Origin of the sequence: Thiomicrorhabdus sp. zzn3 (assembly GCF_029767755.1) — a bacterium.
In the GTDB taxonomy this organism is placed as follows: Bacteria; Pseudomonadota; Gammaproteobacteria; order Thiomicrospirales; family Thiomicrospiraceae; genus Thiomicrorhabdus.
Genome location: NZ_JARUQS010000002.1, coordinates 356,985 through 378,657, shown reverse-complemented (window position 1 = coordinate 378,657; position 21,673 = coordinate 356,985). Strand labels below are relative to the sequence as shown.

Genomic DNA, 21,673 nt, shown 5'->3' with positions numbered 1-21,673 from the left:
CAGTTTACTCTGGATCTTGGACCATGATGCTGCGGCCAACATTAAAATGGTCGTCGCCGCGATGAACTTCCATGACCAAGTCCCATTTACCTTTTAACGGCAAAGCAAATTCAGCGGTATAAACCCCTGGATTACCCGTTGGTTGTAATGCAATTTCGCCATCAAGCGCTTTATCAGAAGGGCGATAGTAGTAGAGAATGGCGGAATCCACATCAAATGCTTGATCATTTTTATCTAGAACCGTTAACGTCACGGTTTTGGCTTTGCCTTCACTCAGTATTGGCAGATCGACATTCAGCTGCCAACCCAGTTGTTCCATGCGCTTGCGATTTGCAAGCACAGCATCCATGTTTTTGCCTTTTTCATAGAAGTCTTCGATGACCAATCCAGGGTTGGTTACAATCGCCATACTGACCATGAAAAAGTTCACGGCCAATACGATCGTCAAAATCACAAACCAACCTACAACAAATGGATTTTTCCAAGCCACGCTCCAATCACGTGTGTCCTGCTTTAGCTGTGCCATTGACACGTCTCCTAAAATAAAAAAAGCCCTAAAAAAGGGCTTATTATTATACAGTTATGAAACTATTTAATTAAGTCATGCTTAACTCAATTCCATTAATAACCTCATTAACGCACACGCGGGCCGATAAATGCTGTTTCATAACGCTCGACCACGGCTGGATTGTTTAGGTCTACGACCTTAATCACGATCGGCGTGTTGACATCAGTTAGCTGTTTCTTCGGAATTTTCACAAACAAGGTGGCAGAACCAACATTCCCAGCTTGAATCTCCAAAACCTTATCAACGCTATAGGTTAACCCTTCAGGGCCTTCCACGCTGATTTGTGCTTGCATCGGAACACTGCCCTTATTAACCACTTTCATGGTCCATTTATTCTGGATATTGCCGTCACTCATCTGCACGAAAAGGGGCGCACGCTCATGCAGTGCTTTCACATCCATTGGGGACATGGTCAACAACCCCCAAATAATCATGATACCGGCAAAAGCCATGATCGAACTGTAAACAACCACACGGGGACGCTTCCAGATAGCAGGCAACTGCTTACCACCAAATTCAGCCAATGACGCGTAACGAATCAATCCTTTTGGTTTCTTAATTTTTTCCATGACTGAATCGCAGGCATCGATACACAGTCCGCAGGTAATACAACCAAACTGCTGACCATAACGAATATCCACACCGGTAGGACAGACGGCAACGCACAAGTTACAATCGATACAATCGCCAAGCTCAGGAACCTCTTCCCCAGGCTTGGCTCTACGCATACGTCCACGAGGTTCGCCACGCTCCTTATCATAGGTTGGCACGACCGTTTCCGTATCGTACATCGCCCCCTGAATACGAGCATAAGGGCAAAAACCAATACAAACTTGCTCGCGCAAGATTCCGGCAAAGAAATAGGTCGCCACGCCTAACGCGATCACCACTGTAGTCTCAGTGACCCCCCATTCCAGACTGAACAGGCGTGACCATAAATCAAATGCATCGACAAAATAAGCCACAAAGCTAAAGGAAGTCGCTAAGCCAATCAAAAGCCAAATTAAATGTTTTGGCACTTTAATCTTTAACTTTTCAAAGTTAAGCGGCTGCTTATCGAGCTTCATGCGCTTGTTAGGCTGCCCTTCCAATTTTTCTTCAATCCAGGTAAAGACATCCGTCCAGACGGTATGAAAACAAAAATAGCCGCACCAAAGCCGTCCGGCTATTGCGGTGGATGCCGCTAAAAGCAAAGCGAAAAACAGCAGTATCATGGCCAGGATCCAAATATCCTGTGGAAGAATCGTCAGCCCAAAAATATGAAACTGGCGGTTTGGCAAATCGAACAAGATGGCTTGATGACCATCCCAACGAAGATACGGCCCTACAAATAGAATAATCCAGAAAGAGGCTGCCCACCATTTAAAGGTACGGAATTTCCCAGGTATACGCTTAGCGTGTACCGTGCCCTCCGTATGCACCGGTAAAATTTCCACACCAATGTTTTGTAAGTTTTTATTGCTGGTGTCCATTTCATCTAACAATGAGCCGGTTTCACCTTTATCTCGATAAAGATCTTTTTTATCAGTGGTCATATAGCGATCCTTGCGTTCGTATAATCCATTCGCCCTACATTTTATAAGAGAACCTTAATATGCATAACTTATTATTTTTATTGCTGCCTATAAAAAAATAGGCCTACAAATGTAGGCCTATTTTTTAAATACTGGTTAATCAGACAAGCTTAATCCTGCTTATGTTCGTCTTTTTCCAGTCCTTCCATGCCGCGTGTGGCTTTCCATGCAAAAGCTACCAGAGCTACAATGGAAAAAACAACTGCGCCAATTGATCCCCATAGTACCCAATCGCTATTTAAATCACCCATATTCATACTCCTCATTTCTTGATTAAAATCAAGTTCTTTGGCTTATAGAAAAAAGGGAGAACTTAATGCTCTCCCTTTTAGTTTAACGCAACAATCAGTTACCTCAACCGTTATTGACCACCGCCTAAGCTGTGAACATAAACAGCCAGACGCTTGATGTTAACTTCGGCATTAGGCAAACGTTCTTTAAAGGCAGGCATAACCGCTTGTTTAGTACCCTCAATGTAAGAACCGTTTTTCTTAACGTTCACACCGTTTGTGATCACATTAATGATCTCCTCACGATCTGAACCAAAACGCCAAACCTGATCGGTTAGATTTGCTGCACCAGCAGGTGCCAGAGGTTTACCAGCAGGACCGTGACAGGCTAGACACATACCTTTTGCATAAACTGCTTTACCAGCAGCATAGGCTGCGTCATTACCCTTTCCTTCCGAAAGTGCAATCACATAATCAGCAACATCACTGATTTCTTGTTCAGTTAAGTTACCCATCATCCCTTTAGCAGGCATGTTACCAATACGACCGTTTTTAATAGAGGCTTCGATCTGGGCTGGCTTACCACCCCACAACCAATCATCATCAGCTAAGACTGGGAAGTTAGGGTTACCTTGTCCACCAGCACCGTGACAGGCTGCACAGTAATCACCAAACAACATTTTTGAGGTGGCTACTGCATAAGACTTCATTTCATCGTCTTTAAGAATTTCATCTACAGACATCGAAGCCAATTTCTCTTCTTTGTCCGCAAATTTAGCTTTACGCCAATCTTTCAAGACTTTGTAATCTTCATGGTACTCTTCAACCTGAGTCCATCCTGCCATCCCCTTGGTGAACTCACCTGTTTCATCCGTTAGCGGAATAACAGGATAATAAAGGGTATAAAAAACGATCATGATGAAACCGGCGTAGAATGAAAGCATCCACCACAGTGGAGGTGGGTTATCTAATTCACGCAGATCTTCATCCCAAATATGGCCTGTGTTCCCTTCGTCTGGCCATGGATTATGGTGTGCCATAGTTATTCTCCTCAGAATAAATTAGTCATCTTTCAGTATCTTATACTTTTCTTCTTCCAGCTCTTTTCGCTTACTTGGACGCAATGTACGCCAGAAAGTAATAAGCATTCCAAAGAAAACCAATACTGTGATGATTAATCCAGCCCAATCCTGGCCAGTCATTGCTGACCAGTCGGTGCTGAAATAGTGTTCAAGATTACTCACGGTTAAATAAACCCGCCATTACTCACGATATGTTTTGCTATCGTCTAACTTAACCATGGTTCCAAGAACCTGAAGGTAAGCAACAATGGCATCCATTTCTGTATGCCCTTTGATAGCCGCATCAGCGTTTTCAATCTCTTCATCTGTGTAAGGTACACCCAGGGTACGCATTACAGACAGACGCTTTTTCATGTCACGCTTGGTGCCAAAGAAATCTTTTTCAATACTATTTTCAGCTAACCATGGATAGGCCGGCATAACAGACTCTGGGACCACATCTTGTGGACGCATTAAGTGCATGACATGCCATTCGTTAGAGTACTTACCACCAACACGGGCCATATCAGGACCAGTACGTTTTGACCCCCATTGCATTGGGTGATCGTACATAGATTCTGTAGCCAATGAGTAGTGACCATAACGCTCTCGTTCATCACGGAAAGGACGAATCATTTGCGAGTGACAGATATAGCACCCTTCACGTAAATAGATATCACGGCCAGCCAGCTCCAGTGGCGTATATGGACGAACACCATCACCTGGTTTCCAGTCTCCAGCTACTGCCTTACCGTTCTTATCAAGCCTATATAAAGCTTTATCTGCTACAAGCTTGCCGTTTTCATCTGTGGTAAAGGTACGTTCCCAAACCAACTCTGGGAATTTCTCGTTTTTTACGTTCCCGTATTTATCTGTTTGCTCTGTGTAATCTACAGCAGATTTCAGATAGAACAATGGAACGATTTCAACGATACCCGCAATTGAAACTGCAAATGCAGTCGCCAGGAAAAGAGCAAAAATATTACGCTCTAAACCGTCCTGCAAGTTTTTTGGTTCTTGATTATCAGCCATGAGTTTGTGCTCCTCAACTCATTAAATTCAAGTAGGCGGCAAGCTACTACCTGCCGCTATTCTCAATTAACTACGCTATTAGGCGTGCGCTTCAGCTTGTTGTGTTTGCTTCGCATTTGCCATGCGAATTGTCATAACAACGTTATACAACATAACGGCTGCACCACTGAAGAACAGAAGACCACCCAAAGCACGCATCGCATAATATGGGTGCATTGCTGCTACCGATTCAGCAAAGGTATAGGCCAAAGTACCGTACTCATCATAAGCACGCCACATCAAACCTTGCATGATACCGGATACCCACATTGCTACGATGTAGAACACCGTACCAATCGTAGCCAACCAGAAATGGAAGTTAATCAGTTTCATCGAGTACATTTCAGTATTCCACAGCTTCATAACCATGTGATACAAAGCACCGATCGAAACCATAGCAACCCATCCCAAAGCACCCGAGTGAACGTGACCAACCGTCCAGTCAGTGTAGTGAGAAAGCGCATTTACCGTTTTAGAAGCCATTACAGGACCTTCGAACGTTGACATCGCATAGAACGCCAATGAGATGATCAAGAAGCGCAGGATATAGTCAGTACGAAGACGGTCCCAAGCTCCTGACAACGTCAACATACCGTTAAGCGCGCCACCCCATGAAGGAATAATCATTGCAAGAGAGATAACCGCACCCAGAGATCCAGTCCAGTCTGGTAGTGCCGTATATTGCAGGTGGTGAGCTCCCAACCAAACATAACCGAACATCAACGCCCAGAAGTGAATGACAGACAGACGGTATGAATAAATAGGACGTTGGGCCTGCTTAGGAACGAAGTAGTACATGATAGCCAAGAAACCAGCTGTCAAGAAGAAACCTACCGCGTTATGTCCCCACCACCATTGAATCATGGCGTCCTGAACACCCGCAAACATAGAGTAAGAACGGAACAATGAAACCGGGATAGCCAAACCGTTAACCACATACAGGTAAGTGATCGCAATCATCATACCCAGGAAGAACCAGTTGGAAACGTAAACGTTTGGATGCGTTTCTTTGTTACGTGACGCAATTGTCATGACAAAGTTAAACGTGTACATTGTCCAGACCACAGCAATAGCAATAGCCAGCGGCCATTCCTGTTCGTGATACTCTTTACCCGTTGTCATCCCAAGAGAGATCGTGACAACGACCAACAACAGACCAATCGTGAACAAAATGGCTGTCCACCAAGCCATGGCATTACTCCAAAGCTTCACACCATTCGTTCGCTGAACTGTGTAGAAGGCTGTCGCCATCAAAGTCATACCACCAAACGCAAAAATAACCGTGTTCGTATGCATTACACGCAGACGAGCAAAAGTGATTTCCGCAATATCAAAGTTTAACGCAGGCCATGCTAACTGAGCTGCCGCAAAAGTACCCATAAAAGTACCCAGCACCAGAAAAGTAATCGCACCTACCGTCAAATACTTCACCACGCCATTGTCATACTGTGGCTTTGCTATAGTATCCATCAGTCGGATTCCCCTTTTAGTCTTAAAATTTCACCCGTTCCGCATCGAAATGCCATTTTTCAATAACAGAAAAGGCTCCCCAAACATTTTTATTATACAATGCTTGTGCGAGCCTTCCGTTCAAAAAACAGCCAACAAAGTTAATCCATATCAAGAATTTAACTCGATTTTGATCCTCAAAACTTTCGAAAACGGAACAGAATTTTCCAAGTTAACCTTTTTAATTATCCCAAAGCCCCCTGCCATTCTGTACTAAAAAAAATTTATATGGGTATATTAAAAATTATTTATAAACCCTATAAAACAGTGGGCTTGCCGCGTAATCCAATCCTGATTTCTATCCAATTGCAGTCATTTAACTCGACTGAACTCACTCCTTTAGAACAAGATATCCTCCCTTTAAAATAGAATGCTTAAGATACCTATTAAGCAAGGTTTACGTTATTATATTGTGCACACTATTCACAGGACTCTGACATGCGTACGGCGACAATAGAAAGAAACACCTTAGAAACCCAAATCAAAGTTTCGGTCAATCTTGACGGTCAAGGCAATGCCAACCTAGATACTGGCGTGCCTTTTTTTGAGCACATGCTTGATCAAATTGCTCGCCACGGCCTGATCGACCTTGAAATCAACGCCAACGGCGACACTCACATCGACGACCACCATACTGTCGAAGATGTCGGAATTACCCTTGGACAAGCTATCCGTGAAGCGGTAGGAGACAAAAAAGGCATTCAACGTTATGGACACGCTTATGTGCCCCTGGATGAAGCCCTGTCACGCGTAGTCATCGACCTTTCCGGACGTCCGGGACTGGTGTTTAACGCTGACTTTACCCGCGAAAAAATCGGTCAATTTGATACCGAACTGGTGTCAGAGTTCTTTCAAGGGTTTGTCAACCACGCTCAAGCCACGCTGCATATTGACTGCTTGCGTGGCGATAATGCGCACCACCAAGTGGAAACCATCTTTAAAGCCTTTGGTCGCGCCCTTCGCGTGGCTTTAAGCTCTGATGAGCGCATGGCAGGCAAACTTCCATCGACCAAGGGGAGTTTGTAATGAATCAAAAACTGGTTGCCGTTGTAGATTATGGCATGGGTAACCTGCGTTCCGTCTCTAAGGCTGCGGAACACATGGCTGATGATCAGACACGGATTCTGATCACCAGCCATCCTGAGGATATCGAAAAAGCCGATTCGATTATCTTTCCCGGACAAGGTGCGGCTAAAGCTTGCATGCACGCACTACAGGAAACAGGAATGATTCACCCTATTCAGAAGGCCGCTCAAGAGAAGCCTTTTTTTGGCATCTGCATGGGGCTTCAAGTCCTCATGTCTCACAGTGACGAAAACGACGGGGTCGACTGCTTAGATATCATCAAAGGCGAAGTCAAGCACTTCGACCTTGAACGTAATCCCGAGCTAAAAGTACCTCACATGGGATGGAATCAAATCCACCAAACCAATGAGCATCCGCTTTGGTATGGTATACCTCAAGAAAGCCGATTTTATTTCGTGCACAGCTATTTTGTAGAACCACAAAACCCTAACTACATTGCCGGTGAAACCACGCATGGACAAACGTTTGCATCCGCATTAAGCCATAAAAATCTGTTTGCCATTCAGGCACACCCTGAAAAGAGCGCTGAGCATGGACTGCAACTGTTTAAAAACTTCCTGCAATGGAACGGGCAATAAAATTTAAGGATTCCTTATGCTACTGATTCCCGCAATCGATTTAAAAGACGGTCAATGCGTACGCCTACGCCAAGGCGTCATGGAAGACGCCACCGTATTCTCCGGCGACATTGTAGCCATGGCAGAACGCTGGGTGACGCAGGGCGCACGTCGTTTGCATATGGTCGACCTAAACGGTGCATTCGACGGCAAACCAGTTAATGACTCAGCCGTTTACCAAGTGCGCGAAGCCTACCCTGACTTACCCATTCAAATTGGCGGCGGCATTCGCGACCTGAAGACCATCGAAGCCTATCTTAATGCCGGCGTGAGCTACTGCATCATTGGAACCAAGGCGGTCCACAACCCGGAATTCGTTGCGAAAGCCTGTCAAGCCTTTCCTGGCCATATCATGGTCGGGCTTGATGCCAAAGACGGCATGGTAGCGATTAACGGCTGGGCCGAAGTTACCGATCACGAAGTTACGGAACTGGGCAAACAATTTGAAAACGACGGTGTTGAAGCCATCATCTATACCGATATTGGCCGCGACGGGATGATGCAAGGCGTGAACATCGAAGCTACCCAATCCCTTGCCAAGGCATTAAGCATTCCAATTATCGCTTCAGGCGGCATCACCAACTTGGATGACATTCGTAACTTAGCCACTATCGAAGCAGACGGTGTGACCGGCGCCATTACCGGCCGTGCCATCTACGAAGGCACCTTGAACTTTGCCGAAGGCCAAGCCCTTTCGGACCAACTTTCACCCAACAAGTAAATCATTATGAGTTTAGCCAAACGCATTATTCCCTGCCTGGACGTTGATGACGGCCGTGTGGTCAAAGGGGTCCAGTTTGTTGATATTCGCGACGCGGGCGATCCTGTCGAAATCGCCAAACGTTATGACGAACAAGGTGCGGATGAAATCACCTTTCTGGATATCACGGCAACGGCCCACGAGCGCGACACCATGGTTCATGTCGTCGAAGACGTTGCCAGCCAGGTCTTCATCCCTCTCACCGTCGGTGGAGGCATTCGCTCTCTTGAAGATGTGCGCACCATGCTCAATGCGGGTGCGGATAAAGTGGCGGTGAATTCCGCCGCCATTTTTAATCCCGGATTCGTCAAGGAGGCCTGCGATGCGTTCGGTTCGCAGTGCATTGTGGTGGCCATTGATGCCAAGAAGGTCAGTGGTGAAGGCGAAGACAACAAGTGGGAAATCTTTACCCACGGCGGCCGCAAAGAAACCGGGATTGACGCCGTAGAATGGGCACAAAAGATGGAAAAACTGGGGGCCGGAGAATTACTGGTCACCAGCATGGACCGCGATGGCACCAAGATTGGTTTTGATCTCGAATTAACTCGAGCGATCGCAGATAGTGTGAAAATCCCCGTGATTGCTTCCGGCGGCGTTGGCGAATTAAGCCACCTCTCGCAAGGCGTTCTGCAAGGACATGCTGAAGCCGTTTTGGCCGCCAGCATCTTCCACTTTGGAGAACACACCATTGAAGAAGCCAAGCGCGCGATGCAAGCTGACGGTATCGAAATGAGACTTTAAAAGATGCAGAACGATTTAACCCTTTTACAACAGCTGGACCAAGTCCTTGAAGCCAGAAAGCAGGACGATCCGAAGCACTCGTACGTCGCCAGTCTTTATGATAAAGGACTGGAAAAGATCCTTAAAAAGATTGCCGAGGAATCCGTGGAAACCGTTATGGCCGCCAAGGATATCGAACACAATGGCGACAAAGACCATTTGATTTATGAAGTCGCCGATCTCTGGTTCCACACCTTAGTACTACTGGCTTCGCAAAATCTTTCCAGCGACGATGTCATCAGCGAATTACAAAGACGTTTTGGCCTTTCCGGCCACGAAGAAAAAGCTAACCGCTCAAAATAGGAAACCCGAAGGAGTCCGCATGAGTACCGAAAAAACCATCTTCAGCAAAATCATTGATCGTGAAATTCCGTCTGAAATTGTTTACGAAGATGAAAAGTGCATCGTCATTAATGACATCAACCCTAAAGCTCGGGTTCACCTCCTGGTCATTCCCAAAAAACCGATTCCAACCCTGTTTGACCTCACCCCGGAAGACAAGGATGTGATGGGGCACATGATGTTATTGCTGCCACAACTTGCCCAATCACAGGGCTTGGACGGTTTTAAAACCCAAATCAACACGGGTGAATCTGGGGGCCAAGAGGTCTTTCACATCCACATTCACCTGCTTGGCAATTAAGTCGAGTCAAGTTATTTAGACAACGAAAAACAACAGGCATACACTACTGCTTAGCGATAACCAAACCCTCAAGTCACACAAGTTTTTTTTGTGTAAAGGTATCACGTTATTTGCTATTATTAGCGGTCATTAATATCCGGCAGACAGTTTTAAGAATTCATAAGTGTCTGTAAAATGGCTTTTTTTGACGAATTTACGTCATAACAAGACAGGCCTGGTAAGAATTCACCCACTGTTTATGTTTAGTAAACAGCAAGTAAATGGAGCACAACATGGGCATTAGCATTTGGCAATTATTGATTATTTTGGCAATCGTACTGGTTCTATTCGGTGCAAAACGACTACGTAACGTAGGTAGCGACCTTGGTGGCGCCATCAAAGGTTTCAAAAACGCCGTTAAAGACGAAGAAGAGAAGAAGGACACGGCTGAGCAGAAGCTGGAAAAGAAAGAAGGTGAAAACGTGTTTGATGTCGCTGCTGAAGAGAAAAAACCAGCGTCGACAGAAAACAAAGACAAAGCCTAACTTTTCTGTCAGATTCATTCTCATCTGAATTCTAAGCTGACCTTCTTATGTTCGACATTGGCTTTCTAGAACTGCTTGTTGTCCTGATCATCGCTTTATTGGTGATCGGGCCTGAACGCATGCCTGAAGTGGCACGCAAATTGGGTTCGTTCATCGGAAAAACGAAACGCTTCATCAATTCGGTGAAAGAAGAAGGGCAGCTTCAAGAAACCGTACGTGAACTCAAAGAGTCGATGGATCTCCAGCAGGAGCAAAAACAACTGCAACAGCTGGAACAGGACTTAAACAACAGTTTTATCGAAAGCACCGCAGACATTGATCCGGAAAGCTTAACCCGACCATCCTTTGGCGGAGCGGCTCGACCTTTGGATGAGCCGGTGACGAGCCAATACTCCAAAGCACCGGCTCAACCGGTTCTTCCAACTCAGGAAGCGCCAAACCCATCACAACCCACTAAGCAGGATGAAAGCAAGGAAGTCAGCGAAGAGGCCCCAGCACCTAAAGAAAGTGCGCAAACCTCAAGCGAAACTTCTCGCACGCAAACGGAAGCAAAAAGCTCATGAGCCAATCCGCAATGCCTCCTCATGATCAGGAAATGACGCTGGTTCAACACCTGCTGGACCTAAAAACCAGCTTGACCCGTGGTGTATTGGCCATCTTGCTGTTTTTCCTGATCCTGTTCCCGTTTGCGAATGAAATATACACCTATATTTCTGAGCCATTAACGCGCTTTCTGCCCCAAGACACCAGTATGATTGCCACCGGAGTGGCTTCGCCGTTCCTGACACCATTCAAATTGAGTCTGGTGCTGGCCATCTATCTGGCGATGCCGGTTCTGCTCTATCAATTGTGGCGATTTATCGCCCCGGCGCTATACACCCACGAACGCCAGTTGATTGCACCGATTCTGTTTTTCAGCTCGTTCCTATTTTATGCAGGTGGCGCATTTGCCTATTATGTGGTGTTTCCACTGGTATTCGGTTTTCTTTCCACTACCGCACCGGAAGGCGTCACCATCGCCACGGACATCTCCCTGTACCTGGACTTCGTCATTAAGATGTTCTTTGCGTTCGGTATGGCATTCGAAGTGCCGATCGTTACGGTCCTGTTGATCCTAACCGGCATGGCGTCACCTAAAAAACTGGCTCATGCGCGCCCTTACGTGGTGGTAGGCGCTTTTGTCATCGGCATGCTGCTGACACCGCCGGATATCATCTCACAAACCCTGCTGGCGATCCCGATGTGGTTGCTTTACGAGCTGGGTGTTCTGGTTGGGGCAACGGTGCTTAAACGCAAGGGAATTAAAGACGAAGAGTCCGAAGAAGAGAGTTCATCGTCACAACAGACTTCTGCCACTTCAAATAAACAGAGCGCTACCACTGATCCCGAGCAGGAGTTTGATGACCGTTATGCCGATCAGGTAGACGACGATTTGGACTGGGATTCGGAATTCGATAGAATTGATTCAGAGATGGCCCAGCTGGAACGTGAGTACAACCAGCGCCAACAAGCGGAGAAAGCAGACAATGACAAACCCGCTCACGCTAAAAACAGCACTGAATCCAAAGATGGCAAGCCGAATTCCACCACGCCGTCTGACAAAACCACGGATGAGTCTGCTGACGTCTCTGAAAACGCGTCTGCAAACGAAACAGACAGACGCAATTCAGAATCAAAGTAATCTCCATCCATTTGCAGTACCCACAGAAAAATGGGCAGGCCTGCCCATTTTTACCCTCTTTTTCCTGACTGTCAGCCTATTCGCTGCAGCCAACAGCCAAGCCGCTCAACAGAGCGCACCGGCTGATTTCCAACCCCGCACTTTAAATAACCAATTAGCACATCATCCGAGTCCTTACTTGGCGATGCATGCCAAGGACCCGGTGCACTGGCAAACTTGGTCCGAATCAATTCTAACCAAGGCGCAGCAACTAAAACGCCCTATTCTGATTTCCAGCGGCTATTTCGCTTGCCATTGGTGCCATGTCATGCAGCAGGAAAATTATCAGGATCAACAGATTGCCGACCTTATGAACCGTTTTCTGGTTTCCGTCAAGCTGGATCGCGAGCTGCATTCTGAGCTCGACCACTACCTGATTGAATTCGCCCGTCAGCTCACCGGACGTGCTGGCTGGCCGCAACACGTTATCCTGACTGCGGATGGCTATCCGTTTGCCGCTTTCGGTTATCTGTCCAAGAACGACTTTATGCTCACTTTGCAACGTTTGGCGAACGTTTGGAAAGCGCAGTCGCAAGAGATCGGTCAGCTGGCCAGACAGGCCGCTGAACAGGCTGGACAGCAAGGACTATACGCCATCAGCTGGCCAGAATTCCAAACCCAGTTTCACAAGACGCTGCAACATAGCATGGATGAATTCAGCGGCGGACTGAAAGGAACGCAGAAATTCCCTGAAAGCGCATTGCTCCTAGCTCTGATCCAGCAATCTGCGCTTTCCGAAACTGAACAGGCCTGGTTAAAACTCACGCTCGATCAGATGCAATCTCAGCACCTATTTGATCACATTCATGGCGGCTTTTATCGCTACACCGTTGATCCGGAATGGCAAACGCCGCATTTTGAAAAAATGGCCTACGACAACGCTCTGCTGGCAAGACTCTATTTGCTCGCCTATGAGAAGTGGCAGCACCGAGACTATCTCGACACCGCACTGCAAACCTTGGACTATCTGCATAACCACCTCTTTGACCAGAAAACAGGTCTCTACAAAGGCAGTCAATCGGCTTTGGATTTCGAAGGACGGGAAGGCGGCAGTTACCTGTTTAATGCACAACAACTGCAACAACGCTTATCTCCCACCGCTTTCGACCTGGTGAAAGAGGCCTGGCATCTCGATCACCCTGCGCCCTATGAACTGGGCTGGCACCCCCGTCCAACCAATCGCTTGTGGCCACAGATACGCCGGGCACTGCAGCATCCCCCCAAGGCCATTCCCGCCGACGATAAAGCGCTGCTCGGCTGGAACGGACTGATTCTCAGTGCTCTGGCCGAAGCCTATCGGATCACACAGCAGGCGCACTATCTGCAGCAGGCAAACGCCTTGGCAGAGCAGCTCGTCTTCTGGCTGCAGCAACCTGCTCCGCCGCGTGCCGTAACGTCTGACAAACACGCGATTGGACAGGCGGGCTTGGAGGATTTCGCTTATGTCGTGCAAGGACTCCAAGCACTCAACCGCCTCACACAGACCTCCGAATACACGAACACAATCGCAATGCTGACCGCTGACGCACAGAAGCGCTTCCACTCGGTTTCTGGCTGGCAGCAGAGCGGCAGCTTTCAACTGCCCGGACAGGATCATAAATTCCTACTGCCGGATAGCGCTCTACCCAGTGCCGGTGCCTTGATCGACTGTTCGGTTCAGCCAAAAGCTGAGCTGTTAAAATTTACGAACCAAGATCTGCAGACTCACTCATTTCTCGATTACGCCAGCTACCTGATGCTGCCCTGGTGTAGACCGGACTCAGAGCGCTCTCAACCGAACTCGACTATACGTTAAAATAAAGGCCGTATTTCTATCGAGCCACGCTAATACATCATACAAAGGACACCTATGGGCTTAGTCATTGTCGGCCTGATTCTGTTATTCATTGTCACCACGGCACCGAGTTTGTGGACCAAATACATTCTCAACAAGCATCGCAAACCGCATCCGGATATTCCCGGCAGTGGTCTGCAGTTTGCCGAACACCTGATCAACAAATACCAACTGGATCAGGTCAAAGTGGAGGAGACCCCGGAAGGTGACCATTACGATCCAGTCGATAAGGTGGTGCGCATTTCCACCGCCAACGCTCACTCCAACAGCCTCACCGCGATAACCACCGTCGCCCACGAAATCGGTCACGCCCTGCAGGATCGCAGCGGCTATGCGCCATTAAAACAGAGAACCCTATTGGTGGAACGCGCGGCCATCATGCAAAAATTCGCCGGGATCGCACTGATGGCCACCCCGATTCTGATTCCGCTGACGCACACCCCCATCGTTGGATTAATGACCTTTGCTGCGGGTTTTATCGCCATGGGCGTTCCGGTACTGATTCACCTCAACACCCTGCCAGTGGAATTCGATGCCAGCTTTAAACGCGCTTTGCCACTGCTCGAAGAGGGCGACTACCTCAATCGCAGTGATCTCAAGCACGCGCGCAAAATTCTCTTTGCCTGCGCCATGACCTATGTCGCCGCCTCGCTCGCCAGCCTGTTCAATTTGTGGAAATGGCTCAAAGCCTTAAAACGTTAAACCGTTTACCTTAGCCGATCAAAACCCACAAAACCGACCAGGCCTGGTCAAATTCAACAGGCTTGGTTCCGCGTTATTCAACGCTCTTGGTCATTCGCTGCTGAATGCGCTCAATAAAATCCTGCACATACGGCATCTGCGACGTGCCTCGGCGCGTCGCCGCATACAACGTTGACCAGATCCCGTTCGGCCCCAGACGCACACGCGGCAGATGGGCAAACTCGGTCAGACTGTCCAACAGCCATTTAGGCAGGGCACACACGCCCCGCCCGCTCTCCACCCAGTGCAGCATCATCAACGTCATTTCCGTCTGCCGCAAGGCCGGGCGCACCTGCGCCGGATTGAGAAACTGGCGAAACACATCCAGCTTCTCCTCGGCCACCGGATAGACAATCAAGGTTTCGTCCTGCAAATCTTCAGGCGACCACCAGGCCTGCTGACTTTCACCGCCCTGCGCCACACTCCGCCCAGGATGATTGGGCGGCAGCACTAACTGAATTTCATAACTGAACAACGGATGAAACTCCAACTCCGACTGCTGTAGCGGGTCGGACGTAATCACCAGATCCAACTGTTCTTGCTCCAAGCCGTGTAAAGCGCTCTTGCTCAGACTGCTGATCAAATCCACATCAATATTCGGCCACTGGTTTTGGAACTGCCGCAACAGTGGCAACAACCACTCAAAACAGGTGTGGCACTCCACCCCAATCCATAAACGCCCCTGCTCGCCGCTGGCGAGTTGTTTCAGGGTGCGTTCGGTCTGCTGAAGCTTGGGCAAAATCTCGTCCGCCAGGTTCAACAGCACTTTGCCCCCCGGCGTAAACACCAGCGGATTGCTTTTGCGCTCAAACAGCGTCAATTCATAGCTCTGTTCCAGTTGCTTGATCTGATGCGACAACGCCGATTGCGTCATAAACAAGGCATCGGCGGTTTTCACCAAATTGCCGTGAACCGCCAAAGCCTGCAAGGTTTTAAGGTGTTTGATTTCCAGCATTCTTCTAACTATTAATTTTATTCAAGTTAATTCAAATTTAATTCGTTTGTTTTCATATAAAAGTCATCCTACCATAGTTTTCACCACATAAGAGGGCTAGGAAAACAAAGCCGCTTTGTTTTTAGCCTGGCTATATGACCTCCATTTCCCGGAAATAACACCATCAAAGGAAACAGAACGATATGACCATTCACAATTTAGGTTACCCGCGCATCGGTGACCATCGCGAACTGAAATTCACTTTGGAAGCTTACTGGAAAGGTGAAAAATCGTTGAACGAACTGGAAACGCAAGCCAGAGAGATCCGCTATCAGAACTTTCAAACACAAATTGCCGCCGGCATTGAATTGATTCCGGTCAACGACTTTGCCTATTACGACCAAGTATTGAATATGAGCACGCTGTTAGGCGTCATTCCCAAGCGCTTCCGCCAAAATGAATTTGATGTAGAAATCGCCTTCCGCATGGCGCGCGGACGCGCACCCTCCGACGACAACCACGACTGTTGTGCCGACCACCATTGCGAGTCAAAAGCGGACTACGCGGGGGCCATGAAAAAGTGGTTTGATACCAACTACCACTATATTGTGCCGGAACTGGAAGAGGATACCGAATTTGCCCTAACCGATACCCGCCTGTTTGACGAAGTGGAAGAAGCACTCTCACTCAAACAGGATGCACGCCATATCGATTTCAAACCGGTTCTGATTGGACCGGTGACTTATCTGTATCTGGCTGAAAACAAAGGGACGCTCATTCCAAAGTTAAGCCATTTACCTGCGCTGCTTGAGGTATATGCGCAAATCCTGCAAAAACTGTCAGAACAAGGCATCAACTGGGTACAAATCGATGAACCGATTTTAGGTCTGGAATTAACCGAAGAGTGGCAAAATGCCTTTACAACCGCTTATAACGCATTGTCCCAAGCAAACGTTAACCTGCTGTTAGCGACCTATTTTGAAACGTTGGGAGACAATCTTGAACTCACGAACAACCTGCCTGTCGCCGGCCTGCATTACGACGGTTTGCGCGGAGCAAAACAACTGGACGACGTGATCCAAACCTACCCGGCCCACAAAGTCCTCTCCATCGGCTTGGTAGACGGCCGCAATATCTGGAAAACCGACTTAACCGCTGCCATTGAAAAGCTCACCGATGCCAAAACCAAATTCGGCAACCGTCTGTGGACGGCACCCAGCTGCTCATTACTGCATGTTCCAGTGAACCTGGAAGCCGAAGAAAAGTTGAATCCGGAGCTGAAAAACTATCTGGCCTTCGCCAAACAGAAACTGGCGGAAATCAAACTGCTGAACGACGCGCTCAACGGCCACGCCGATCAGCAAGCGTTGCAGTCTAATGCGCAGGCAATCCTCGATAAAAAACACTCCAAGCTGATTCACAATGCCGAAGTGCAGGCACGCGTGGCCAAAGTGGATGAGATCGCACTGAACCGGGCCGCCCCCTATCAAGAGCGATGCCAACAGCAAAAAGCCAAATTCAATTTACCGCTGTTCCCGACCACCACCATCGGTTCGTTCCCGCAAACCCAGGAAATCCGTGAGGCGCGCCGCCAATTCAAAAACGGCGAACTGAGCGAAGCACAATATATTGAAGCCATGCAGGCAGAAATCCGCGATGTCTGCGCTCGCCAGCAACGCATCGGCATTGATGTCTTCGTTCACGGCGAACCGGAACGTAACGATATGGTGGAATACTTCGGTGAACAGCTCGACGGTTACGCCTTTACCCAATTCGGTTGGGTGCAGTCTTACGGTTCTCGCTGCGTCAAACCGCCGATTATTTTCGGCGATGTCTCACGTCCAAAAGCCATGACCGTCGCCTGGTCGCAATACGCACAAAGCCAAACCGATAAAATCATGAAAGGCATGCTCACCGGTGCGGTGACAATGCTGCAGTGGTCGTTTGTACGCAATGACCAGCCCCGTGAAACCACCTGTAACCAGATTGCTCTGGCCTTGCGTGACGAAGTGCTGGATTTGGAAAATGCCGGCATTCACATGATCCAGATCGACGAGGCGGCTTTACGTGAAGGCTTGCCGTTGAAAAAAACCGATTGGGCGGACTATCTGCGCTGGGCGGTCAACAGTTTTCGCATGACCACCTCCGGCGTGGCCAACGACACGCAGATTCATACCCACATGTGTTATTCCGAGTTCAACGACATTATCGAAGCGGTGGCGAAAATGGATGCCGATGTCATTACCATCGAAACCTCCAAATCGCAGATGAAACTATTGGATGCGTTTGTCGATTTCGACTATCCGAATGAGATCGGACCCGGCGTCTACGACATCCACTCGCCGAATATTCCAACGGTGGAGCAAATGGTGGAGTTAATTGAAAAAGCCGCCAAACTGATTCCGGTCGAACGCCTGTGGGTCAACCCAGACTGCGGTCTGAAAACCCGCGACTGGGAAGAGACCGAACCGGCACTGGCCAATATGGTCAAAGCTGCTAAGGTGTTGCGAAAACGGTTTGCTGAGCAAATTCAAAGTGCTTAATTTTTTAACGGCTTTTTCGAAAGCCCTGCTCCCCTCTCCTACTCAATGCGAATTCCAAACAGGTGGTTTTATCCGTCTAAATCCACCCGCTTTCTCAGGCGCTTGGCTTGGCTCCGCTGGCGTTTATGCTCGAGCCGTTTGCGTCGGGCGCTTTGGCTAGGCCGGGTGGCAATGCGTTTTTTAGGGCGTTTCGCGACGCTTTCCAAAATCTCCTGAAGCCGCTGTAAAGCGGCTTGGCGGTTAGCATCCTGGGTGCGGTAAGATTGAGACTTGATGACAATCACCCCGTCTTTGGTAATGCGTTTGTCGGAAAGTCGCAGCAGACGTTGTTTAAAGTCATCCGGCAGAGAGGAATGTAAAATATCAAAGCGCAAATGCACGGCGGTGGCGACTTTATTGACATTCTGCCCGCCCGCGCCTTGCGCCCGCATCGCCTGCCAGGAAATTTCCGACTCTGCAATCTTCTGCCCGGTTGAAAGGGTTAACACGGTGTTTACTCCGCAACGGCCATAAATGAACAGGCCTGCCAAATTCGACAGGCCTGTTCATAAATCATGCTATTTCTGCTGATGACACTTTTTCCCAGCCGCTCTCCAATTGCAGCGTGACATGATGCACTTTGTGCGCTTCCAGCAGATAGCGCTTGATCTCGCCCATTACTTCATCATTGATATGCTGTAGGTCGGTTTTGGCGTGCAGGGTCATCATCACCTGGTCTTCGGCAATGGCCCACAGGTGAATGTGGTGCACCGCAGTCAGATAATCGAAATGGCGTTCCAAATCCTCAGCAATGGCTTTGATCTCGTAGCCGGCCGGCACACCTTCCAGCAAAACATGTCCGGATTCACGCACCAGGCGGTAAGCACCAACCCCAATAATCACCGAAATCAACAGCGAAAGAATTGGATCAATCGGCGTCCAATCGGTGTAATAGATCAGAATCGCACCGGCAATAACCGCCACCGATCCCAAAGTGTCCCCCAGAAAATGCAAGGTCGCACCTCGCATGTTCATATTGTGCTGATCTCCAGAGTGCAAAATCCAAAATACCACCAAATTGTTCAACAACCCAATGACGGCGATGATAAACATCTCTTTGCCCATGATTTCTTGCGGCTCCAGAAAACGGTGAATCGCCATCACCACAATCCCGCCCACAATCAACAACAAAGTAAAGCCGTTGACAAAGGCGGTGAGAATCTGCACCCGCTGATAACCAAAGGTCATACGTTCATTCGCCGGTTTTTGACTGATATGGAACCCCCACCAAGCCACCGCCAGCGCTAAGGCATCGGTCAACATGTGTACCCCGTCCGCCACCAGGGCAATCGAGTTCACCCACAAACCGCCGATGATTTCGACCAGCATATAGGTGGCGGTAATAATGGCGGCGATCATCACCTTACGTTTATTATGATCGTGATTACCACCAATATGATTGTGATGGTGTGAAACCGGTTGAACGTCCATAAATCTATCCTGTAAACACCCAAAGATTAAATAACGGCAAAGCGCGATTGCGGTCTGAGCCTTGGTTTGCTCTTCACTGACCAAGTACTCGCAAGGCCAATCGATTGTATCATTTTGTTTTCGCCACTGCCCACGACTCTACGTAATCAATCCCAGTGTCCGCTTTAATCGCTTGCGCCAATTGCTGCATGGTCGCCCCCGTGGTAATCACATCGTCAATCAATGCAATACGCCGAACCCCGGAAAACCGCTCGGCCTCCACCGCAAAGGCCCGTTTAAGGTTGCGTTGGCGTTGAGCTTTATTCAAATGCGTTTGTGACGGCGTATTCTTAACGCGCTTAACGGCTCCGCGAATCAACGGAATCCGCAACGCTTTTGCCAAAGGCATCGCAATCTGTTCCGCCTGATTAAAACCTCTTTCACGACGACGCAAAGGATGAATAGGCACCGCCACCAAAGCGTCGATATTCGAAGCCTCCAGCCTGGAACTTAATAAGTCGGCCAAGATGCGCCCATAGGCCATCTGATGGCCATATTTGAAGGCATGCAATAGCGCCACCAACTCGGCATCAAAATAGAAGCCTACCTGAGTCCGGTCAAACGCCGGCGGATTCAGCAAGCACGTTCCGCACACACTTCCTGCGGATGCTTCGCTACACGGTTCACAGCAGCATGGACAAACGGATTCTGGAACCGGCCAGGACGCCACCAGTTCTGACGACAGGTCCAATTGTTCGCTCGGTTTATCGCGGATCACACAGCGTGACGGCAATAACCATTTCTCCAGCCAGTGCATATTCACCCCCAATAAGGATTACCATAATCAACCCCGTAACCCATGCTAAAGAGCACTTATCGCTTATCCGTTCTTATAGGCTATAATAACCTGATCAACCATTAAAACAGGTTACGGTTTTAAGACCGAGTCAGATTGGCTTTTAAATCCCGCCTGTTCACAAGCGACCGGAAGCGAACAATGACAGCAGAAACCCTTGGACAAATTCGACACGACTGGACTCTGGAAGAGATCCGCGCGATTATGGATCAGCCTTTTAACGACCTGATCTTTCAAGCGCAGACCGTCCATCGCCAGCACTTCAACCCTAACGAGATTCAGACCAGTACGCTGATCAACATCAAAACCGGCGGCTGTGCTGAAGATTGCTCCTACTGCTCACAAAGCTCCCGCTACGATACCGGTCTGGAAAAAGAGAAAATGATGGCGGTACAGGAAGTGCTGGACCAGGCCATGGCCGCCAAAGAAAAAGGCGCGACGCGTCTTTGCATGGGCGCAGCGTGGCGCAACCCGAACAAAAAGGATTTTCCAACCGTATTGGAAATGGTTAAGGTGGTAAAAAATCTGGGCATGGAAACTTGTCTGACTCTGGGTATGCTGGATGACGAACAGGTGCAGATGCTCAAGGACGCCGGGCTCGACTACTATAACCATAATCTGGATACTTCCGAAGCTTACTATCCGCAAGTCATTACTACGCGGACTTTCCAAGACCGTCTGGACACCATCGACAAGGTGCAGAAGGCCGGCATTAATGTCTGTTCCGGCGGCATTATCGGCATGGGTGAAGAGCACGCCGACCGCGCCGAACTGCTGAAAACTTTTGCCAATATGGCGCATCACCCAGACAGCGTGCCGGTGAATCTGCTGGTGCCGATTGAGGGGACGCCACTGGCGGAGATGCGCGGCAAAACCGATTCGTTTGAATTTATCCGCGTCATCGCGACGGCACGCATTCTGATGCCAAAAACCTACGTTCGTCTGTCAGCCGGTCGCATGGAACTGCCGGACGAAGCGCAGGCCTTGTGCTTTCTGGCCGGTGCTAACTCGATTTTCTACGGTGACAAGCTGCTGACGACCGAAAACCCGGAATCGGATCACGATCTGCAACTGTTCAAAAAACTGGGTATTCAGATGCAGGCCCATCACAAGGCGCACGCGGAATGCGGCGACAAAACGGAAAAAACCGCGTCGTCCGATTCCGCGGCTTGA

24 protein-coding genes are annotated in these 21,673 nt (G+C 48.7%); 13 read left to right on the top strand and 11 right to left on the bottom strand.

Features of this window, described 5'->3' with window-relative positions; all coding sequences use genetic code 11:
* Window positions 1-4 precede the first annotated feature (4 nt).
* The 7 genes from QCB44_RS09365 to ccoN form a co-directional block, all read right to left on the bottom strand.
* Window positions 5-526, bottom strand: coding sequence for a FixH family protein (locus QCB44_RS09365; RefSeq protein ID WP_279409688.1), 522 nt, complete (start codon window positions 524-526; stop codon window positions 5-7).
* A gap of 107 nt (window positions 527-633) precedes the next feature.
* Window positions 634-2,103 carry a cytochrome c oxidase accessory protein CcoG gene (gene ccoG / locus QCB44_RS09360; protein WP_279409687.1) on the bottom strand — a complete coding sequence of 490 codons (1,470 nt, stop codon included), beginning with the start codon at window positions 2,101-2,103 and terminating at the stop codon, window positions 634-636.
* A gap of 149 nt (window positions 2,104-2,252) precedes the next feature.
* A complete protein-coding gene (locus QCB44_RS09355; protein WP_279409679.1) occupies window positions 2,253-2,393 on the bottom strand; it encodes a hypothetical protein in 141 nt (46 codons plus the stop codon).
* A 110-nt stretch (window positions 2,394-2,503) separates the two neighbouring features.
* Window positions 2,504-3,412 (bottom strand): cytochrome-c oxidase, cbb3-type subunit III, encoded by a 909-nt coding sequence (gene ccoP, locus QCB44_RS09350; RefSeq protein WP_279409672.1) that lies wholly within the window; start codon window positions 3,410-3,412, stop codon window positions 2,504-2,506.
* A gap of 21 nt (window positions 3,413-3,433) precedes the next feature.
* A complete protein-coding gene (locus QCB44_RS09345) occupies window positions 3,434-3,616 on the bottom strand; it encodes a cbb3-type cytochrome c oxidase subunit 3 (protein ID WP_279409670.1) in 183 nt (60 codons plus the stop codon).
* Between the two features lie 18 nt (window positions 3,617-3,634).
* Window positions 3,635-4,465 (bottom strand): cytochrome-c oxidase, cbb3-type subunit II, encoded by an 831-nt coding sequence (gene ccoO / locus QCB44_RS09340; RefSeq protein WP_279409669.1) that lies wholly within the window; start codon window positions 4,463-4,465, stop codon window positions 3,635-3,637.
* Window positions 4,466-4,543: 78 nt separating this feature from the next.
* Window positions 4,544-5,974, bottom strand: a complete 1,431-nt coding sequence (gene ccoN / locus QCB44_RS09335) for a cytochrome-c oxidase, cbb3-type subunit I (RefSeq protein WP_279409667.1) — start codon at window positions 5,972-5,974, stop codon at window positions 4,544-4,546.
* 477 nt (window positions 5,975-6,451) lie between these two features.
* On the opposite strand from ccoN, the gene hisB reads away from it, so the two are divergent.
* The 11 genes from hisB (at window position 6,452) to QCB44_RS09280 (ending at window position 14,679) form a co-directional block, all read left to right on the top strand.
* Entirely contained in the window at window positions 6,452-7,039 is a 588-nt protein-coding gene (gene hisB / locus QCB44_RS09330) for an imidazoleglycerol-phosphate dehydratase HisB (protein WP_279409666.1), read from the top strand.
* Complete coding sequence (hisH, locus tag QCB44_RS09325; protein ID WP_279409663.1) at window positions 7,039-7,677, top strand: imidazole glycerol phosphate synthase subunit HisH; 639 nt, start codon at window positions 7,039-7,041, stop codon at window positions 7,675-7,677. Before hisB ends, hisH begins: the two co-directional genes overlap by 1 nt.
* 16 nt (window positions 7,678-7,693) lie before the next feature.
* Entirely contained in the window at window positions 7,694-8,437 is a 744-nt protein-coding gene (hisA, locus tag QCB44_RS09320) for a 1-(5-phosphoribosyl)-5-[(5-phosphoribosylamino)methylideneamino]imidazole-4-carboxamide isomerase (RefSeq protein ID WP_279409657.1), read from the top strand.
* A 6-nt stretch (window positions 8,438-8,443) separates the two neighbouring features.
* Complete coding sequence (gene hisF, locus QCB44_RS09315; protein ID WP_279409652.1) at window positions 8,444-9,217, top strand: imidazole glycerol phosphate synthase subunit HisF; 774 nt, start codon at window positions 8,444-8,446, stop codon at window positions 9,215-9,217.
* A 3-nt stretch (window positions 9,218-9,220) separates the two neighbouring features.
* Window positions 9,221-9,559: a phosphoribosyl-ATP diphosphatase gene (locus tag QCB44_RS09310; RefSeq protein WP_279409649.1), complete on the top strand. Its 339-nt coding sequence runs from the start codon at window positions 9,221-9,223 to the stop codon at window positions 9,557-9,559.
* Window positions 9,560-9,578: 19 nt separating this feature from the next.
* Complete coding sequence (locus tag QCB44_RS09305; protein ID WP_279409647.1) at window positions 9,579-9,899, top strand: histidine triad nucleotide-binding protein; 321 nt, start codon at window positions 9,579-9,581, stop codon at window positions 9,897-9,899.
* A gap of 272 nt (window positions 9,900-10,171) precedes the next feature.
* Window positions 10,172-10,423 carry a Sec-independent protein translocase subunit TatA gene (gene tatA, locus QCB44_RS09300; RefSeq protein ID WP_279409645.1) on the top strand — a complete coding sequence of 84 codons (252 nt, stop codon included), beginning with the start codon at window positions 10,172-10,174 and terminating at the stop codon, window positions 10,421-10,423.
* A 47-nt stretch (window positions 10,424-10,470) separates the two neighbouring features.
* Window positions 10,471-10,986 (top strand): Sec-independent protein translocase protein TatB, encoded by a 516-nt coding sequence (gene tatB, locus QCB44_RS09295; protein WP_279409644.1) that lies wholly within the window; start codon window positions 10,471-10,473, stop codon window positions 10,984-10,986.
* Window positions 10,983-12,104 (top strand): twin-arginine translocase subunit TatC, encoded by a 1,122-nt coding sequence (gene tatC / locus QCB44_RS09290; protein ID WP_279409643.1) that lies wholly within the window; start codon window positions 10,983-10,985, stop codon window positions 12,102-12,104. The genes tatB and tatC overlap by 4 nt, the downstream gene beginning before the upstream one ends.
* A complete protein-coding gene (locus QCB44_RS09285; RefSeq protein ID WP_279409641.1) occupies window positions 12,034-13,938 on the top strand; it encodes a DUF255 domain-containing protein in 1,905 nt (634 codons plus the stop codon). Before tatC ends, QCB44_RS09285 begins: the two co-directional genes overlap by 71 nt.
* A 54-nt stretch (window positions 13,939-13,992) precedes the next feature.
* Window positions 13,993-14,679, top strand: coding sequence for a zinc metallopeptidase (locus tag QCB44_RS09280; RefSeq protein ID WP_279409639.1), 687 nt, complete (start codon window positions 13,993-13,995; stop codon window positions 14,677-14,679).
* A gap of 73 nt (window positions 14,680-14,752) precedes the next feature.
* Here QCB44_RS09280 and QCB44_RS09275 read toward each other — a convergent pair whose 3' ends face one another.
* Window positions 14,753-15,673, bottom strand: coding sequence for a LysR family transcriptional regulator (locus QCB44_RS09275; RefSeq protein WP_279409638.1), 921 nt, complete (start codon window positions 15,671-15,673; stop codon window positions 14,753-14,755).
* 182 nt (window positions 15,674-15,855) lie between these two features.
* Here QCB44_RS09275 and metE point away from each other — a divergent pair, with 182 nt between their 5' ends.
* Complete coding sequence (gene metE, locus QCB44_RS09270; RefSeq protein ID WP_279409637.1) at window positions 15,856-18,195, top strand: 5-methyltetrahydropteroyltriglutamate--homocysteine S-methyltransferase; 2,340 nt, start codon at window positions 15,856-15,858, stop codon at window positions 18,193-18,195.
* 68 nt (window positions 18,196-18,263) lie between these two features.
* Here metE and arfB read toward each other — a convergent pair whose 3' ends face one another.
* From arfB to QCB44_RS09255, 3 genes are all read right to left on the bottom strand, one after another.
* Window positions 18,264-18,683 (bottom strand): alternative ribosome rescue aminoacyl-tRNA hydrolase ArfB, encoded by a 420-nt coding sequence (arfB, locus tag QCB44_RS09265; protein ID WP_279409635.1) that lies wholly within the window; start codon window positions 18,681-18,683, stop codon window positions 18,264-18,266.
* A gap of 64 nt (window positions 18,684-18,747) precedes the next feature.
* Window positions 18,748-19,665, bottom strand: coding sequence for a cation diffusion facilitator family transporter (locus QCB44_RS09260; RefSeq protein WP_279409633.1), 918 nt, complete (start codon window positions 19,663-19,665; stop codon window positions 18,748-18,750).
* Window positions 19,666-19,774: 109 nt separating this feature from the next.
* Window positions 19,775-20,461, bottom strand: coding sequence for a ComF family protein (locus QCB44_RS09255; RefSeq protein ID WP_279409632.1), 687 nt, complete (start codon window positions 20,459-20,461; stop codon window positions 19,775-19,777).
* Between the two features lie 180 nt (window positions 20,462-20,641).
* Here QCB44_RS09255 and bioB point away from each other — a divergent pair, with 180 nt between their 5' ends.
* Complete coding sequence (gene bioB / locus QCB44_RS09250; RefSeq protein ID WP_279409631.1) at window positions 20,642-21,673, top strand: biotin synthase BioB; 1,032 nt, start codon at window positions 20,642-20,644, stop codon at window positions 21,671-21,673.

Bases quoted from the DNA above. Each gene is read 5' to 3' on its own strand.
- QCB44_RS09365 (WP_279409688.1), bottom strand. From the start codon at position 526: ATGGCACAGCTAAAGCAGGACACACGTGATTGGAGCGTGGCTTGGAAA.
- ccoG (WP_279409687.1), bottom strand. From the start codon at position 2,103: ATGACCACTGATAAAAAAGATCTTTATCGAGATAAAGGTGAAACCGGC.
- QCB44_RS09355 (WP_279409679.1), bottom strand. From the start codon at position 2,393: ATGGGTGATTTAAATAGCGATTGGGTACTATGGGGATCAATTGGCGCA.
- ccoP (WP_279409672.1), bottom strand. From the start codon at position 3,412: ATGGCACACCATAATCCATGGCCAGACGAAGGGAACACAGGCCATATT.
- ccoO (WP_279409669.1), bottom strand. From the start codon at position 4,465: ATGGCTGATAATCAAGAACCAAAAAACTTGCAGGACGGTTTAGAGCGT.
- ccoN (WP_279409667.1), bottom strand. From the start codon at position 5,974: ATGGATACTATAGCAAAGCCACAGTATGACAATGGCGTGGTGAAGTAT.
- hisB (WP_279409666.1), top strand. From the start codon at position 6,452: ATGCGTACGGCGACAATAGAAAGAAACACCTTAGAAACCCAAATCAAA.
- hisH (WP_279409663.1), top strand. From the start codon at position 7,039: ATGAATCAAAAACTGGTTGCCGTTGTAGATTATGGCATGGGTAACCTG.
- hisA (WP_279409657.1), top strand. From the start codon at position 7,694: ATGCTACTGATTCCCGCAATCGATTTAAAAGACGGTCAATGCGTACGC.
- hisF (WP_279409652.1), top strand. From the start codon at position 8,444: ATGAGTTTAGCCAAACGCATTATTCCCTGCCTGGACGTTGATGACGGC.
- QCB44_RS09310 (WP_279409649.1), top strand. From the start codon at position 9,221: ATGCAGAACGATTTAACCCTTTTACAACAGCTGGACCAAGTCCTTGAA.
- QCB44_RS09305 (WP_279409647.1), top strand. From the start codon at position 9,579: ATGAGTACCGAAAAAACCATCTTCAGCAAAATCATTGATCGTGAAATT.
- tatA (WP_279409645.1), top strand. From the start codon at position 10,172: ATGGGCATTAGCATTTGGCAATTATTGATTATTTTGGCAATCGTACTG.
- tatB (WP_279409644.1), top strand. From the start codon at position 10,471: ATGTTCGACATTGGCTTTCTAGAACTGCTTGTTGTCCTGATCATCGCT.
- tatC (WP_279409643.1), top strand. From the start codon at position 10,983: ATGAGCCAATCCGCAATGCCTCCTCATGATCAGGAAATGACGCTGGTT.
- QCB44_RS09285 (WP_279409641.1), top strand. From the start codon at position 12,034: ATGAGTCTGCTGACGTCTCTGAAAACGCGTCTGCAAACGAAACAGACA.
- QCB44_RS09280 (WP_279409639.1), top strand. From the start codon at position 13,993: ATGGGCTTAGTCATTGTCGGCCTGATTCTGTTATTCATTGTCACCACG.
- QCB44_RS09275 (WP_279409638.1), bottom strand. From the start codon at position 15,673: ATGCTGGAAATCAAACACCTTAAAACCTTGCAGGCTTTGGCGGTTCAC.
- metE (WP_279409637.1), top strand. From the start codon at position 15,856: ATGACCATTCACAATTTAGGTTACCCGCGCATCGGTGACCATCGCGAA.
- QCB44_RS09260 (WP_279409633.1), bottom strand. From the start codon at position 19,665: ATGGACGTTCAACCGGTTTCACACCATCACAATCATATTGGTGGTAAT.
- QCB44_RS09255 (WP_279409632.1), bottom strand. From the start codon at position 20,461: ATGCACTGGCTGGAGAAATGGTTATTGCCGTCACGCTGTGTGATCCGC.
- bioB (WP_279409631.1), top strand. From the start codon at position 20,642: ATGACAGCAGAAACCCTTGGACAAATTCGACACGACTGGACTCTGGAA.